Annotated in this window: 14 protein-coding genes and 1 pseudogene; 5 read left to right on the forward strand and 10 right to left on the reverse strand. The window is 45.4% G+C overall.

What is annotated here, in order from left to right:
* Window positions 1-58 precede the first annotated feature (58 nt).
* The 9 genes and pseudogenes from AC58UU_RS05375 to AC58UU_RS05415 form a co-directional block, all read right to left on the reverse strand.
* Window positions 59-2,023, reverse strand: coding sequence for an ABC transporter substrate-binding protein (locus AC58UU_RS05375; RefSeq protein WP_497313680.1), 1,965 nt, complete (start codon window positions 2,021-2,023; stop codon window positions 59-61).
* Window positions 2,024-2,595: 572 nt separating this feature from the next.
* Window positions 2,596-4,260, reverse strand: a complete 1,665-nt coding sequence (hutU, locus tag AC58UU_RS05380) for a urocanate hydratase (RefSeq protein WP_497313681.1) — start codon at window positions 4,258-4,260, stop codon at window positions 2,596-2,598.
* Between the two features lie 13 nt (window positions 4,261-4,273).
* The gene (locus tag AC58UU_RS05385) at window positions 4,274-4,978 is read right to left on the reverse strand and encodes an ABC transporter ATP-binding protein (protein WP_171693553.1); all 705 of its coding nucleotides are present in this window, start codon (window positions 4,976-4,978) and stop codon (window positions 4,274-4,276) included.
* A complete protein-coding gene (locus AC58UU_RS05390) occupies window positions 4,962-5,237 on the reverse strand; it encodes an ABC transporter ATP-binding protein C-terminal domain-containing protein (RefSeq protein ID WP_376769433.1) in 276 nt (91 codons plus the stop codon). Before AC58UU_RS05390 ends, AC58UU_RS05385 begins: the two co-directional genes overlap by 17 nt.
* Window positions 5,238-5,239: 2 nt before the next feature.
* Window positions 5,240-5,774, reverse strand: a pseudogene (locus AC58UU_RS05395) (ABC transporter ATP-binding protein); the annotation flags it as partial.
* On the reverse strand, window positions 5,767-6,711 hold the full coding sequence (locus AC58UU_RS05400) for a branched-chain amino acid ABC transporter permease (RefSeq protein ID WP_497313683.1): 945 nt from the start codon (window positions 6,709-6,711) through the stop codon (window positions 5,767-5,769). The pseudogene AC58UU_RS05395 and the gene AC58UU_RS05400, both read right to left, overlap by 8 nt.
* A 10-nt stretch (window positions 6,712-6,721) precedes the next feature.
* Window positions 6,722-7,606: a branched-chain amino acid ABC transporter permease gene (locus tag AC58UU_RS05405; RefSeq protein ID WP_171693555.1), complete on the reverse strand. Its 885-nt coding sequence runs from the start codon at window positions 7,604-7,606 to the stop codon at window positions 6,722-6,724.
* A 29-nt stretch (window positions 7,607-7,635) separates the two neighbouring features.
* Window positions 7,636-8,805 (reverse strand): ABC transporter substrate-binding protein, encoded by a 1,170-nt coding sequence (locus tag AC58UU_RS05410; protein ID WP_497313686.1) that lies wholly within the window; start codon window positions 8,803-8,805, stop codon window positions 7,636-7,638.
* A gap of 78 nt (window positions 8,806-8,883) precedes the next feature.
* Entirely contained in the window at window positions 8,884-10,077 is a 1,194-nt protein-coding gene (locus AC58UU_RS05415) for a helix-turn-helix domain-containing protein (protein WP_497313688.1), read from the reverse strand.
* Window positions 10,078-10,218: 141 nt separating this feature from the next.
* On the opposite strand from AC58UU_RS05415, the gene AC58UU_RS05420 reads away from it, so the two are divergent.
* The 5 genes from AC58UU_RS05420 (at window position 10,219) to AC58UU_RS05440 (ending at window position 15,267) form a co-directional block, all read left to right on the forward strand.
* Window positions 10,219-10,377: a helix-turn-helix domain-containing protein gene (locus AC58UU_RS05420; protein WP_497313690.1), complete on the forward strand. Its 159-nt coding sequence runs from the start codon at window positions 10,219-10,221 to the stop codon at window positions 10,375-10,377.
* A gap of 370 nt (window positions 10,378-10,747) precedes the next feature.
* Window positions 10,748-11,713, forward strand: coding sequence for a class II fructose-bisphosphatase (gene glpX / locus AC58UU_RS05425; protein WP_497313692.1), 966 nt, complete (start codon window positions 10,748-10,750; stop codon window positions 11,711-11,713).
* A gap of 469 nt (window positions 11,714-12,182) precedes the next feature.
* Complete coding sequence (locus AC58UU_RS05430) at window positions 12,183-13,394, forward strand: MFS transporter (RefSeq protein ID WP_497313694.1); 1,212 nt, start codon at window positions 12,183-12,185, stop codon at window positions 13,392-13,394.
* Between the two features lie 14 nt (window positions 13,395-13,408).
* On the forward strand, window positions 13,409-14,383 hold the full coding sequence (locus AC58UU_RS05435; protein WP_497313696.1) for an LLM class oxidoreductase: 975 nt from the start codon (window positions 13,409-13,411) through the stop codon (window positions 14,381-14,383).
* A 44-nt stretch (window positions 14,384-14,427) separates the two neighbouring features.
* Window positions 14,428-15,267, forward strand: coding sequence for an aldo/keto reductase (locus tag AC58UU_RS05440; RefSeq protein ID WP_497313698.1), 840 nt, complete (start codon window positions 14,428-14,430; stop codon window positions 15,265-15,267).
* A 95-nt stretch (window positions 15,268-15,362) separates the two neighbouring features.
* On the opposite strand, the gene cobA is transcribed toward AC58UU_RS05440, so the two are convergent.
* Window positions 15,363-16,130: a uroporphyrinogen-III C-methyltransferase gene (gene cobA, locus AC58UU_RS05445; protein WP_497313700.1), complete on the reverse strand. Its 768-nt coding sequence runs from the start codon at window positions 16,128-16,130 to the stop codon at window positions 15,363-15,365.
* Window positions 16,131-16,163: the final 33 nt, after the last annotated feature.

A 16,163-nucleotide genomic window follows, 5' to 3' on the forward strand; every position in this document is an offset into this window, starting at 1 on the left:
GATGCTGCTGAAGACAATAAGGGGAAGCTAAGCTCCCCCTATTGGTTACAGGTTTAACTTATGGTTTGATATAAAATTGCGATGGATGACCATGCCCTAAGCTGCGGAATTCATCCGAGAAAACCAAATCTTTCGGAACGTTACCCATTTTATTTGAGGCGACAACCAGCGTTGGCGTTGGACCGGCATAACCAATAATCCATTGATTCTTTTGATGAAGCTTAATGATCTCATTACCCCATTTATTGATTTCCTCTTTACTTGTAGATGATTTCACTTTGTTCCAGTAGTCCAGAATTAAGGCTACATCACCTTCTGGTTTGACGCCTTCTTTGCCATTGGATGAAGTAAACAATCCGTAATGTCCGAACCATGGGGTCAGCACTCTCAGTGGAACAAGTGTATCAGGTCGGAAGGCTACATTGACTAACGAAATGTTTTCCGTGGTCGCTGGGATCTTATTCGAGTACTTGAGTTCCTGCTGAGTTCCTGCATCCACAACCTTAACGTCCATCTTAATCCCGACTGCTTGATAATACTTTTTAACTAATTCTAGAAAAGTTGCCGTGTTCGTGCTGCCTTCAATAACCGTTATCGTTAAATCCGAGCCGTCTGCATTCAAACGGAAATTATTTTTATCCCGTTTCGTCAAACCTAACTCATCCAATAATTGATTGGCACGATTCACATCGAATTTGCTCCACTGGTCCGACCAGCCTTTTTGGAAACCAACTAAGCCCTCCGGAACCGATGCTTGCACAGGAGCACCTAAACCATTTGTAACGATCTCGGAAATTTCTTTACGATCAACTGCAACGGACAGTGCTTCTCTAAATCGAATATCCTGAAACAGCTTGCGCAGGTTAGGGTCTGGCGTAGTCTGATTGAGTTGAATGCCAGCACTTGACCAAGTCGGCGTGGTCCAAGGCATCACCCGGAACCCTGCTTTCTTCTCATTTTCTTTCAATACGGTGAAATCTTTAAAATCAAAGGTAAGAAGATTATAATCTCCCGCTAGTGAACCAAGAACTCTTTGAGCGGGGTCTTGAACTTTGGTAGCGACAATGCGGTCCATATAGGGTAGTTGGTTGCCTTCGCTATCCACTTTCCAATAGTAGGGATTTCGTTCCATAATAAATTGATCACTATTCGGATCGTTTTTAGCGACCCAAGCTCTTAAAGTCGGGATTTGTGGGTTTACCCAATAATAATAGCCCGTTGCTACCAAGAAAGACTTAACATCCTCAAAGCCCCATTTTTTAGCGATCTCAAGAGCTTTCTCTTGGCCTACAAATTCAGGCAGTATCGTTTTTTGGAAATGTGCCGGTGCAAAGAACCATTTGTTATCAATGGCAACGCGCTCCAGGAACAGCACACTTGGATACTTATGTACAACTTTAAAGCTGTAATCATCAATTTTCGTAACTTTAGCTAAAGCTTTTTCCCCTGTCACAGGATCGACGGAGTAATAAGCGTCATATATTTTTTTGCCGAAGGTTTCTTTCGTTAGCATGTGCTCCCAGTAGAACAGGACATCATCCGCTGTGAATGGCATGCCGTCTGACCACTTCATACCCTTCCTTAAATAAATGGTGAATTCGGTTGAATCTTTATTCACGTCAAAACCTTTGGCTACATTAGGTTCAACTGCGCTTCCATCCTTGTTAAACCGGAAAAGCGCCTCCTCTGTCGGTTGACCGACTGCCCAACGATCATTAGGCCCGGACCAGGGCATTTTCCAGTCGCCGCCGTATTTGCCGATCTCTTCAGTTACTTTTTCCACCATGATATCTTCCTTAACCGGCATACGTTCAATCACAGGTTTCAACGTGCCTGCACCGACGAGCTTAGTTAACATCGGGGCTTCTTTGAAGCCGTCAGCCTTCACTGGTGCAGATGCAACAGGAGCTTTCGTTGCCTGAACGGCTGAACTTGGCTTTGGATCACCTTCACTCTCACATGCTGCAAAAACAACGGCAAAGATCAACATCATCCCTACAAAAAACAACTTATTCTTGTTCAAACCTATCCCCTCCATGATTATACTGGTACTTCAATCTTCTTCATCAAGCTCTGAAAATTGTTTCCCTTCACCTCCTAGGTAGATCGCGCATTAAACCGGTTTAATACAGCAGATAAATGAGCAGTATGTAGGTCGTAAATCAAGTTAGTATATATGGAGTTAAACCGGTTTAATTGAATTTACAAAAAATATTGTAGGCGCTTAATAATCTATGAGTTAGAGGGGACATAATCCATCCTCTTTAAACCGGTTTAATACAGGAACAGCATACGTGTAAGCGCTTTATCTTTTGTAATATCGTACATCGGATTTAAGTCTATTGCAACACTTTTTTTGGAAGAAATTAGGGTTCAATAAAAGGCAGTCAGCGATTTTCCCGGAGCCAGTGAGAAAACCTCTATCGAGGCCAATCAGGGATGTGCGACCGCGTTTAGAGGTAGGTTTTATCGCCAATAAGAAAGCGGTTTTCGGGATCCGAAAACTTATACTTTCTTATGTGGTAACAAAGAGCCCTGGGGATACAATCCCAGAGCTTTTCTACTACAATTCTTCTTAAATTCTCCAAATGATTTTTATATCCCAAGCATCGGCACGCGAACACCGCGCTCCTTAGCCGTCTCTATAGCAAGCTCATAACCAGCGTCGGCATGACGGATAACACCCATTCCAGGGTCCGTATTCAAGACGCGGGAAAGTCTTTCATCCGCTTCTTTGGAACCATCCGCCACCACAACCATGCCCGCATGCAGGGAATATCCCATGCCTACGCCGCCGCCGTGATGGACGGAAACCCAGCTCGCACCGGAAGCCGTATTCACAAGCGCGTTCAATATCGCCCAGTCGCCGACTACATCGCTGCCATCCTTCATGGACTCCGTTTCACGGTTAGGCGAAGCCACGGAACCGCAATCCAAATGATCGCGCCCGATGACGATCGGTGCGGAAAGTTCTCCACTTCGTACCATTTCATTGATCGCAAGCCCTAATTTCACGCGTTCCCCGTAACCCAACCAGCAAATGCGGGCAGGCAAGCCTTGGAACGCAACTTTATCCTTCGCCAATTGCATCCAACGATGCAACGGTTCATTATCTGGGAACAGCTTCAGCACGAGCTCATCCGTCTTGTAAATATCCTCCGGATCGCCGGAAAGCGCTACCCAACGGAAAGGACCTTTGCCTTCGCAAAACAGCTGTCGGATGTAAGCTGGTACAAAGCCTGGGAAGCTAAATGCGTCTGTTACCCCTTCATCAAGAGCCACCTGTCGGATGTTATTCCCGTAATCGAATACAACCGAACCCAATCGCTGCAGGTCAAGCATGGCTCGAACATGAGCGGCCATCGACTTCTTGGACAGCTTCACGTATTCAGCCGGATTACTATTGCGCAGCTCGGCTGCCGCTTGGAGCGAATACCCGCTAGGCACGTAGCCGTTCAGCGGATCGTGGGCGGACGTTTGATCCGTCACGAAATCAGGAACAATACCGCGTGCTACGAGCTCCGGGAAAATCTCAGCCGCGTTCCCAACGAGTCCGATTGAGAGCGCCTTGCCCTGCTCCTGAGCTTCGTTAGCCAGCTTCAAGGCTTCATTTAATTCATAAATCATGACATCACAATAACGGGTATCGATTCTTCGTTGAATCCGAGACGGGTCGACGTCCACGCCGATGACAACGCCATCGTTCATCGTGACAGCTAACGTCTGAGCTCCGCCCATCCCGCCAAGTCCGGCTGTTAATGTCAGCGTGCCTTTCAGCGTGCCATCGGAGTGCTGCCGGGCAGCCTCGGCAAACGTTTCATACGTCCCCTGCAAAATACCTTGGCTGCCGATGTAAATCCAGCTGCCCGCCGTCATTTGGCCGTACATCATTAAGCCCTTTTTATCCAACTCGTGGAATGTTTCCCAATTAGCAAAAGCTGGAACGAGGACGGAATTCGAGATAAGAACCCTAGGCGATAGAGGATGTGTCTTAAATACACCAACCGGTTTACCAGATTGAACAAGCAGCGTTTCGTCATCCTCCAGCTCGGTTAAACATTCCACGATCTTATCGAAGCATTCCCAATTTCGCGCTGCTTTGCCGATGCCCCCGTAAACGACGAGATCCTCAGGACGCTCTGCCACATCGGGATCCAAGTTGTTCATCAGCATCCGGAGTACCGCTTCCTGCTGCCATCCTTTTGCCGTAAGTTTCGTTCCATGGGATGCGCGGATCGTACGACCAATTGTATTTTCCATGCATTTATCTCCCTTAATGACCAAGATACGCCTTCTTGACGTTATCCTGCGTACGCAAATTGTGTGCGGTATCGTGAAACCTGATTTCCCCATGCTCCATCACATACCCGCGATCAGCCACGGATAAAGCCATGGAGGCATTTTGCTCGATCAATAGCGTTGTTAATCCTTGCTTCTTGATAATGCGGATTGTCTCAAAAATATCTTTGACCACAATTGGTGCCAGACCCATGGACGGCTCGTCTAAAATAAGCAGCTTAGGCTTCGCCATTAACGCACGACCGATGGCAAGCATTTGCTGCTCGCCCCCGCTCATCGTACCTGCAAATTGACTTTTTCGTTCGGCTAATCGTGGAAATAATCCAAATACGAAATCAATGTCTTGCGTAAGTTCCGCCTTCGATGCTTTTCGTGAAAAAGCTCCCATCAGTAGGTTTTGGACTACGGAAAGCTTGGGAAATACCTTTCTGCCTTCGGGGACCATAACGATCCCATCCTTCACAATGTCATGGGTGGACCTGCCATTCAGTTCTTTGCCGTTGTATTGAATAGACCCCTGGGAAGAAATGGTTCCGCATATCGCGTTCACCGTCGTCGATTTGCCTGCTCCGTTCGACCCGATTAATGTGACAACTTCACCAGCGCCAACCTGAAGGGAAAGACCGCGAACCGCATGAATGCTTCCGTAAGACACGTTAAGATCACGAATTTGCAGCAATGGGATTCACCTCCTCTTCAGACTCGTCAGTCTCGTCGATCTCGTCAGTCTTTCCGATATACGCTTCGATGACTTTCGGATGAGCAATGACCTGCTCCGGTTTGCCGTCCGCAATTTTCTCGCCATGATCCAGAACGACAAGGCGGTCGCACAGACCAACCACCATTCCGACGTTATGCTCGATAAGAATGACCGTTGTTCCATTCTTCCTGATTTTCCGAACTAGATCGTCCACTTCTTTGGTTTCCTGTGCGTTCATCCCAGCTGTAGGTTCATCGAGCAGCAGCAGTTTAGGATTCGCAACAAGGGCTCGGGCGATTTCCACCCGCCGTTGATTGCCGTACGATAAGCTCCCCGCCAGCTCCTGCTCGAATCCATTCAAACCTACAAGTTCAATAGCCTTCAGGCTCAAATCTGCCACCTGCTCCTCTTCAACCCTGGAAGCGCGCATGCCGAGAATTGCTGACCACAGACCGGATTTTGTTCGGCCGAACATGCCGACTTTGACATTTTCCAGCACCGTTTCATCCTTCAGCAGCCGTATATTTTGGAAGGTTCTGGACATCCCGCTCTTCGCGATGCGAAACGGCGCAAGTCCTTGAATCGGCTTGTTTTCGAAATCAATCGTGCCCTCATCCGCTTTATAAATACCGGTCAATATATTGAAGAACGTCGTTTTACCAGCTCCATTCGGACCGATCAGACCGACAATCTCTCCTTGCTTTACTTCAAAATCAACCGCGTGGACGGCCGTGAGTCCTCCAAAACATTTCGTGATCCCTTTCACTTTAAGCATGGCTGTCACCGTCCTTTGGTGTTCCCGCTTTGTGCGGCTGCAAGGACTTGAGTTTGGCTCCCGTCTTGCCGAAAATTCCTTTCGGACGATAACGCACCACGAAAACCATCAACAGCCCGTAAATAATCATTTTATACATATCCAAATACTTCATATCGATAAAATCAAATTTGAACAAACGGAACATTTCAGGGAGCAAATACAAGAGGCTGACGCCGAATAACGTACCGCGAATACTCCCCAAACCGCCGATTACCACCATGCTGAGCACAGTTGCCGAGACGGAGAAGCCGAAGGAATCCGCTCCGATAAAGGACACTTTATGAGCGAACAACGCTCCTGCAGCACCGGCGTAAGCCCCACCGATCGCGAACACAAGAACTTTATAGTAAGTCGTGTTAATCCCCATAGCCTTGGCAACGGTTTCATCTTCCCGAATAACCATCCATGCCCTGCCGATACGGGAGCCGGTCATTTTTTTTAGCGCATAAATACCGACTACCATGACAACTAGTACAAGCAGCAGGTATCCCGAGTTATCCAGCTTCCAGCCGAACAAGGAAGGCGTGGGAATGGAATCAATCCCGTAAGCCCCTCCGGTAATTTCAGAGTTTTTGAAGAACGATTGAATAATCAATCCGAGCCCGAGCGTCGTAATGGCCAGAAAATCTTCCCTTACCCGCAGACTGGGCAGCCCCAATATAGCGCTGAATACGAAGGTGATCACAACCGCCAAAATCATCGATAGCCATGTATCCAGCCCACCTTTCACCGATAATATAGCGGAAGCATAGGCTCCGATTCCGAAGAAAGCAGCATGTCCGAGCGATACTTGACCAGCGTAGCCCGTAATCAAATTTAGTCCCAATCCCAATAAAATATAGATGACTAGAAAAACGACGATATCAACGTAATAAGGATTCAGTACACTGTCCATACAAGATCACCTATACCTTCTCGATGTTTTTGCCAAAGAGTCCAGATGGTTTTACCAGAAGGATAAGAATCAAAATGATAAACGCAATCGCATCTTTATCTACAACCATCCCTGTCATAAATCCGTCGCTTAGCGATTCTACAATCCCCAAGATGAGACCGCCGATAATCGTTCCAGGTATGGAACCGAGACCTCCAAGTACGACGACGCAGAATGCTTTCAAGCCGGGTATCGAGCCCATCGTCGGATACATTGAGTTGAAGTTCAATGCGACCAGTATCCCCGCAGCGGCAGCGAGTGCCGATCCAAGCATAAAGGTAACAGCCACAACACGGTTGACGTTTACTCCCATCAAAGAGGCTGCGCGCAAATCCTGGGATGTTGCTTGAATCGCCAGACCCATTTTCGTAAATTTAAGAAACGCGTACAAAGAACCTAGCCCGACAATGCCAGCAGCAATAATGATAAGTTTCATATTCGTAATCGTAATCGACTCCGTCAGTTGAATGATGGAGATTTCGATTCCCGTCTCCGGGAATGCTCTTGTGTCCGATGAGAACATCACTTGATAAACATTTTCCAACACGATGGCTATGCCGATACCACTGATTAAGGTTGTAATCGGATGCGCCCCCCGCAAAGGGCGATAAGCAAATCTTTCGATGAGTATGCCCATCACGCCAGATATGACCATGGCGAACAGAAACGCCACGAGAAAATGCATGTGTAAATACGTCATACCGACCATGGCTGAGAAAGCTCCGACCATATAAATCGTGCCGTGGGCAAAGTGAAGCAGCTTAAGCACCCCATATACCATCGTGAGTCCAACCGCAATCAATATATAAATGAATCCGATGGAGATGCCGTTAATCAACTGCTGAATAAATACCAAGGGGATCCATCCTTTCCGCTTGCTGATTGTTAGTTATAGGTTTTGGATTTGATGAACTGGAACTTCCCGTCTTTGACAGTCATGAATATAACAGGTTTAATGACTTCGTGATCTTTGCCGAACGTAATTTTCCCCGACGTACCTTCCAAGTCTTTCGTATCATTGATGGCCTGCTTCAGCTTTTCCTTATCAGTCCCGACTTTTTGTATGGCCTCCATAATAACCATTGCGGCATCATAGCTCTGTGAGGAAAGCATATCCGGGATATCCTTAAATTTATCCTGCCATTGATTAACGAATATTTTCACGACAGATCGGTCATCTGAAGCATAAAAAGAAGTCGTGAAAGTCGATCCTTCTGTATTGGTTTTCCCCAGCTCCAAATATTTCGGTGAATCGAACCCATCAACACCAAGCAGCTGAGCGCTAATTCCCGCTTCTTTCGCTTGCTTAACGATAGCCGCAGCTTCATTGTAATAACCAACTACGTACAAGCCATCCGGATTGGCGGCTTTGACTGCGGTCAGGATCGAGCTGAAATCCTTGTCGCCCATCTTAAAGGGACGTTCAATCGCAATATTCGCACCTAGCTTGCCGGCCTCTTCCTTAAATGCGGTATAAATCGATTTCCCGTAGTCGATATCGACGTAGAGTACGGCGATGTTCTTCTTCTTCAAATCGTTCACAGCATAATCGGCCATCGCTTTTCCTTGCAATGGACCCGTATAGATGACGCGATTCACATAATCGCCGCCTTTGGTCGCATCTGGATGTACAGCGTAGGCAATAACCATTGGAACTTTGAGCTCCTGAATTTTGGTGGCAATCGTTTTCGTCGGGCCACTGTAAGCGCCTCCAACAATAGCTACAACTTTATCGTTATTAACTAGTTTCTGAACACCTTTTAACGCTTCTTCAGGTTTTCCTTGGTCGTCTTCCGCTACCAACTCAACCTTCTTGCCTTGGATACCTCCGGCTTTATTATATTGCTCTATCGCTAGTAACGCAGCATCTCTGCTGTGTGTCCCGTCCGTCGCAGTCGGCCCCGTTAGTGGACCTATCCAACCAAGCTTGACCGTATCGCCGGCTTTATTAACAGTACTATCTTTTTTCACTGAGTCACTCGGCTTTGCTGCGCAACCCGAAACCATTAGAGATACAGAAATCACACCAGCTGCAATCATAGACAACTTTTTCAATTTATAACCCCCTATTTGATTTATGACTTCATCTTACTTTAAAAGCGCTTTCATGAATCTAGTCAAACTTGCGGAACACTAGCACAATTTTGCTGCGCGGTACTCTGACGGACTGCAGCTCATATAGAGTTTAAATTTTCGAGTAAAGTAATTGGGATCCGGGAATCCAACCTGAGCTGCAATGTTTTGAACGGGTAAATCAGTCGTTTCTAGAAAGTGAACAGCCTTTTCAATGCGGAGTTTATTCAGGAAATCGACGAAGCTTAAGCCTACTTCTCTCTTAAACAAATGCGCGAAATGATACGTACTTAGATAACAATAACGTGCTATTTCCCCCAAAGTAATTTTCTCTTGCAAATGCTCTTTCATATATTCGATGGCCGAACGAATGACGGGGGATGCCTCCCGCGCATGTGCTTCCGCTACCTGCCTTGCCAGCTTCCGCCAATAATCGCACACCTTCAGAACGTATTTATCATAACGGATTGTATTGTTTAAATCTTGAATGACTCTGGCGCTTCCCGACAACAGCTCAGACGCATCTCCTCCCACATCAAGCACTAGTCTTGATACGGTCATAATAAGGTCGAAAGTTTCCGATTTGAACATGTCAATATTATGCTTGTACGCTTGCGCTAGCCGCTCCAGCAAAATTTTCAGATAAACGATAGAACCTTCTTCATCACCGATCCTTACACGTCCGAGCAGCTCCATTTTCTCCTCATGGGTGATGACCTGAACCCATTTCTTCTCATTCCTTCTTCTCTTTTCATATTGAAAAATAAGCCGATTTCCTTGAAAAAATCGATCGATCATAGACTCCTTGGCTTCCTCATAGGAATAATGCAGCATATATGGGTTATCATAATAGGTACCGATTCCGGCAGAAACAGAAAAACCTTGCTGGTCCATAATATTCTGAGTTTCGTAAACCATTTGCAGCGTAAGTCCCAAATAAGCTTCTTTCGATATGATGTCAGTCTTGAGCTCCAAGAGCGCAGCTAATACGCCTTCGGATACCCACACCCATAGGAACGGTACGGTTATGGCTTTATAAAGCGCTTTAACAAGCTTATGCCCAATGTCCGCTCGCCAAATAAAGGGTTGTCCTATGGCATAATCGTAATAGCGGTCGATGGAGAAAACAATTACAACGTGCGGAGATATTTCAATGCCTAGACGATTTTGAATTTCGTTGAAGCTAGCCTCGTGCACTAACGTCCCGGAAATCAGCATCTGCGAAAATGCAGCTTGCGATGCGTTTAATTTCACTAAAAGATTCCTCCTAACAGAAGTCATACTATTATATAACCGCTTTCATTGATTTCACAATGGGAATAAAATAACAGCATTGGCGGCGGGAAGCGCGTTCTTGACGAATCCAATCCGCTTCAAAGAACTAAAAACGGTGACGTGCTGATTAGCACTTTATTGACCTTCGCACGAATGGGCTTTCAACTAAAAAAAACAGCCGACGAATTAAACATCCATCCCATAACATTGCGCTACCGATTGGATCGCGCGATTTCATTTCTTCCTTGGTTTGATCCAACTTATCAAAGAAAGAAGTAACGTAGCACCCTTCTATTCCTACAAATACCGGGCTGGCAATAGCCCGGTATTTGTTTATTTTGAAAACATCATGCATAGAAATAATAGTAGAAAGGAACTGACGATGAGACTCGATCACAGAATTGAAAACGATTCAAAAGAAATATAATTCCGCATATACAACGAATGACAATGGAAAAGTACATTGTTTAAACAATTCATCGACTCTGAAGAGCAGTATTTGAAGTCTTTTCAATTAATGCATCTGCAACTGCGCTTTCAACGATGGCAACAGAGCTTCAGAACCTATGAAGTAAATTAAAAGTATAGAATGTCATACTTTAAAGTAGGGAAAGCTAGTGTAATCTAAATATAGGTAGGGAGAGAAACCATGGAACGGGAACTAGCGTTGGAAATTGTTCGAGTAACGGAGTTGGCTGCATTAGCTTCAGCTCCTTGGATGGGCAGAGGAGATAAAAATAGTGCGGATGGAGCTGCAACTTCAGCCATGCGAGCTATGTTCGACTCGGTATCGATTCGGGGAACTGTCGTTATCGGAGAAGGTGAAATGGATGAGGCACCCATGCTCTATATTGGTGAACAAGTAGGAAGTATGAACGGGCCGGAGGTAGACATCGCGGTTGATCCCCTCGAGGGAACCGATATTGTAGCTAAAGGCTTGAACAACGCGCTTTCGGTAATTGCCGTAGCAGGAAAAGGGAATTTGCTTCATGCGCCTGATATGTATATGGAGAAGTTAGCTGTTGGCCCGGCACTAGTTGGCATACTAAGTCTAAATGATCCTATGGAAATAACACTCGCGAAAGCAGCGGAGGTCCTTAATAAGCAAGTTTCAGATCTTACGGTTATGATACTTGACCGAGTTCGTCATGAATCGCTTGTTAAAACTTTGCGAACTGTTGGAGTCAGGATTAAATTTCTTTCGGATGGTGACGTTGCTGGCGCGATGGCTCCGGCTTTTCCTGAAGCAGGGATCGATCTTTATGTTGGTTCGGGTGGGGCGCCAGAAGGCGTGCTTGCTGCAGCAGCGTTAAAATGTCTAGGTGGAGAGCTACAAGGTCGTTTGATGCCTGCGGACAGCAACGAATACGACCGTTGTATTGAAATGGGCATTAAAGATCCTAATAGAATCTTGACGATGGATGATATGGTGGGTACGGAAGATGTTATTTTCGCTGCGACAGGTGTAACGCCTGGCGAGTTCTTGGAAGGCGTGCGATATTTGCCAGATCAGCGAGCTGAAACACATTCCATTGTCATGCGCGCAAAAACCAAAACAATACGTAATATCCGTACTTTACACTATTTGCCGAATAAACCGTTGCTGAAGAAATGATACTTCCTGAAATAAAGAGACTATACGGGAATGAATAAGACTAATCAAAAACGCTAAGCCTTCGAATTTGAAGGGCTTGGCGTTTTTTTGCTGAGCGAGAGAGGTTGTGGATGCAGGCCTATTCCTTCGGGCAACGGAGTTGATTTTTGAGCTATTTCCTTCAAGTGCATTTGGGCTGCGTTAATCAGTAGTATTCCCCGAATTAATGGCACCATACTTTATCTAACATCCTAAACACCTCTTATAAGAGTAGTCCCTTTGATGCGGGACAAAATAAGTTTTTAACTTAGGAGGTACCTCTTTGTAACTCACTTCGAAGGGTACTTTTTAGTGCCTATATACCTTAAAAGTACCTATAGTACTTAAAAGTACGTACTTATCAAAAACAACTTAATGGTTTTATAATAGCACTTGTGAAGCGAAAGTAAAGCTAACAGCTGTTCAAAATATATCTAATTAGGAGGCAAACATGAACCATTCATTATCACAATCTGCAGCACAATATAAAGTGAGGCAAAAAACAGGAACATGGGCGCTTCTTGCCCTTGCCATCAGCGCATTTGGAATCGGAACAACCGAGTTTGTTCCAGTTGGCCTGCTCGCGTCCATCGCGAATGACTTGAACATTGGCATTACGCTAGCTGGCCTTCTTATTTCTGGTTATGCGATTGGCGTCGCGGTCGGAGCCCCGATCCTCACCGCGCTCACCAATCGGATGAGCCGGAAATCCTTGCTCATGTCGCTGATGGTTGTTTTCATCATCGGTAACGCTATCGCTGCACTTTCACCGTCATTTGAAATACTGCTTATTGCACGTTTCATCACAGCATTTTCCCATGGTGTCTTTTTCTCCATTGGAGCGACCATTGCTGTTCAGCTGGTATCTCCAGAGAAAAAGGGTAGCGCCATTGCCCTCATGTTCACTGGACTTACCATCGCCATTGTTACCGGTGTTCCCTTGGGGACATTTATCGGGCAAGCTTTCGGCTGGAGAGCGACTTTCTGGGGCGTTGCCTTACTGGGTGTAATTGCGATCATTTCCAGTGCCGCACTCATCCCTAAAAATCTCAAGCAATCTCCACCTGCTAAATTTTCAGATATGTTCCGTTTGCTCACCAATGGCCGTTTGGTCCTGGGCTTTCTTATCACGGCATTCGGTTATGGTGGGACGTTTGTTGCTTTCACTTATTTAACTCCACTCCTGCACGATGTGACTGGCATAAGTTCAGGCATGATTAACATTATCTTGATCATTTATGGTGTTGCTGTTGCATTCGGTAACTCTGTTGGTGGCAAATTAGCAAATAAGAACCCTTTACGCGCACTATTTTGGATGTTTATTATTCATGCAGCTGTTCTAATCCTTTTAACATTCCTTGCTCCATTTAAAGTGGCTGGCGTGATTGGTGTTATCTTAATGGGCTTGCTTGCTTTCATGAATGTGCCTGGTCTTCAATTATATGTCGTCCAACTGGCTGAAAAGTATGTACCTTCAGCTGTCGATGTTGCATCTGCGATCAATATTGCAGCGTTCAACGTTGGTATTGCTATTGGCTCGATCGTCGGTGGGGTTGTTATTGACTCCATGGGTCTTGTTCATACCCCATGGGTTGGTGCTTTAATGGTTCTCGTTGCCATCCTACTCACTGGTATTTCTGCTAAGCTGGAACGGAAATCATAATAGGAGGCATTTATATGTTTGAGCATCATCAAACTTATCAAAGGATGTACAAAGAAGGCGAGTTAACGCTTGGCCTCCACATTCCATTAGAAAACTTTCAATCGAAAACACCTACGATGGCTAATCAGGTTGATCTTGCTCAAGCTGCTGAAGGATATGGATTTACAACTCTCTGGCTCCGAGACGTTATTTTGGAAGATCCCCAATTTGGGGATCCGGCTGTCGGTCAAATTTATGACAGTCTAATTTTCGCTACTCACCTGCTTAGTCAGACAAAACAAATTGCGATTGGAACATCCGCACTGGTTCTTCCGCTTCGCCATCCACTCAGGATGGCGAAAGAAGTTGCTACCATCGAAGCCCTCTTTCCTGAAAGGTTCATCATGGGGATTTCATCCGGAGATAGACGAGCTGACTTCAAAGGACTTGGCGTAGATCATTCTAGCCGCGGCAGCCAGTTCCGAGAAGCCTTTTCCTATCTAGAAAAAGCGCTTTATGAACACTATTCTAGGATTGACTCCAGTTATGGTCATATCGAGCAAGCGACACTCGTGCCAAAACTGAAGCATAGAATTCCTACTATGGTTACCGGTTTTGCACAGCAAGATCTCGATTGGCTTGGACAGAACGGCGATGGATGGATGTACTATCCACAAGGACCAACGCGGCAGCTAGAAGCCATAACGGCATGGCGAGAGTCTGCTGCCCGCCATAACCATACGGAGTTTCGTCCATTCTCTATGCCTATGCATCTCGATTTAGCGGAAAATCCAGATGAACAAGCAACACCCATTCGGCTTGGTTTTCGAATAGGAAGGAATAAACTAATCGAATTAATTGAAGTTTACAAAACTATTGGTGTTAATCATCTCTTCTTTGCTCTCTTTGACAGCGATCGACCAGCTGGCGAGGTCATACATGAGCTTGGAGAATACGTGCTTCCGCATTTCCCACCGCATCCAAACCATCTTTTATCAAATAAACAGTAACGGGTGGACATTATTTTTCACCCCAATATTAGGAGGATAATCAAATGAAAAACTTACAAGATACAATTCAATTAAATCATGGTAAAGCTTTTCCTTGGCTAGGTCTAGGCGTTTTCCAGGTGGAGGATGGTGATACCGTCATTGCTGCCGTTGAAGAAGCCATTGTCGTTGGCTACCGTCATATTGATACTGCAGCTATTTATCAGAACGAAGAAGGCGTTGGAGAAGGTATTCGGCGTGGCTTGAAACGGACCGGCCTTCAACGTGAAGATTTGTTTATCACCTCGAAATTATGGAATGCAGACCAAGGCTACGATAGCACTATAGCAGCTTATGAGAAAAGCTTAAAAAATCTAGGTTTAGAATCCCTTGATTTATACCTTATACACTGGCCTGTTGAAAATAAATATCTAGAAAGCTGGAAAGCGCTCGAGTTCCTGTATAGTGAAGGGCGTGTCGGGGCTATTGGAGTTAGCAACTTTAACATCCACCACCTTGAAAATCTGCTCAAACAAGCAACTGTGAAGCCGGCTATTAACCAAGTGGAACGCCATCCGCGACTCGTTCAGAATGAACTTAAATCTTTTTTAGATAAAAACGAGATTCAAGCCGTCGCTTGGGCACCTCTGATGCAGGGAGAGATCTTGCATGAACCCGTCATCCAAGCCATCGCAGATCGTGTAGGAAAATCAGTTGCCCAAATCGTCCTGCGTTGGCAGTTGCAAAGCGGTTGGGCAACGATTCCGAAATCCACTCAAGCTAAACGCATTCAGTCCAATGCGGAAATCTTTGATTTCTCATTAAATGATACAGATATGGCAGCTATTTCTGCCCTTGATCAGCATCGCAGGGTGGGTCCAGACCCTGATAATTTTGATTTTTAAGTTTATATAAGATTTAACAAAAGAGGCTGTCCCAAAGATCATTTTGGGACAGCCTCTTTAAGAGCTTCTATCATCATTCTTTATTTTGGCACTGGTCAATCTCTGCTATTTTCGGCGAACCATGAAAGCCTTTCTCTTAAATGAACGACGTCACCAACCAGGATGATAGCCGGGTTGGGCATATTTTGTTCCTGTAGTGCTTTCTCTAATTTATTTAACGAACTTATTATTGTCCTTTGATCCTCGGTTGTCCCCCAAGATACGACTGCAACCGGCGTCTCAGGGTTCCTACCATAGTGAATAAGCTGGTTACACAGATAAGTGCTATTTCCCATTCCCATATAAAATGCAATAGTATCAATGCCGGTAGCAAGCGCCTTCCACTTGTCAGGTGATATCGTGTCGTCTTGACACAAATGCCCGGTTACCATGGCAAACGTTGAAGCAACCTTACGATGTGTAACAGGTATGCCTGCATAAGCGGGCGCAGCGATTCCAGCAGTAATCCCGGGTATGATTTCAAATGCTACTCCATGCTCAACTAATTTCTCCGCTTCTTCTCCGACACGTCCGAAAACACAAGGATCTCCACCTTTTAGACGAGTAACTATCTTTCCTTCAAGAGCTTTTAGAGCAATGATTTCATTGATTTCCTCTTGCTGAATCGAGTGATGGTTCGGCTGCTTTCCACAATAAATGAACTCCGCATCTTTACGGGCCATATTTAATAACTCCGGATTGGCAAGGCGGTCATACACGATCACATCAGAGGATTGAATACATTTTAAACCTTTGACAGTAATTAACTCGGGATCTCCCGGCCCAGCTCCAACAAAAAATACTTTGCCTTTATTTTTTTCCATCTATTTGTCACCTCAATAACAAAAGTTATTATT

The sequence above is a fragment of the Paenibacillus sp. JT22N1 genome (assembly GCF_059692155.1).

What these genes read in the sequence shown, in the direction of transcription:
- hutU (WP_497313681.1), bottom strand. Translation starts at nt 4,260, where the DNA reads ATGGAAAATACAATTGGTCGTACGATCCGCGCATCCCATGGAACGAAA.
- AC58UU_RS05390 (WP_376769433.1), bottom strand. Translation starts at nt 5,237, where the DNA reads ATGAACGCACAGGAAACCAAAGAAGTGGACGATCTAGTTCGGAAAATC.
- AC58UU_RS05400 (WP_497313683.1), bottom strand. Translation starts at nt 6,711, where the DNA reads ATGGACAGTGTACTGAATCCTTATTACGTTGATATCGTCGTTTTTCTA.
- glpX (WP_497313692.1), top strand. Translation starts at nt 10,748, where the DNA reads ATGGAACGGGAACTAGCGTTGGAAATTGTTCGAGTAACGGAGTTGGCT.
- AC58UU_RS05430 (WP_497313694.1), top strand. Translation starts at nt 12,183, where the DNA reads ATGAACCATTCATTATCACAATCTGCAGCACAATATAAAGTGAGGCAA.
- AC58UU_RS05435 (WP_497313696.1), top strand. Translation starts at nt 13,409, where the DNA reads ATGTTTGAGCATCATCAAACTTATCAAAGGATGTACAAAGAAGGCGAG.
- AC58UU_RS05440 (WP_497313698.1), top strand. Translation starts at nt 14,428, where the DNA reads ATGAAAAACTTACAAGATACAATTCAATTAAATCATGGTAAAGCTTTT.
- cobA (WP_497313700.1), bottom strand. Translation starts at nt 16,130, where the DNA reads ATGGAAAAAAATAAAGGCAAAGTATTTTTTGTTGGAGCTGGGCCGGGA.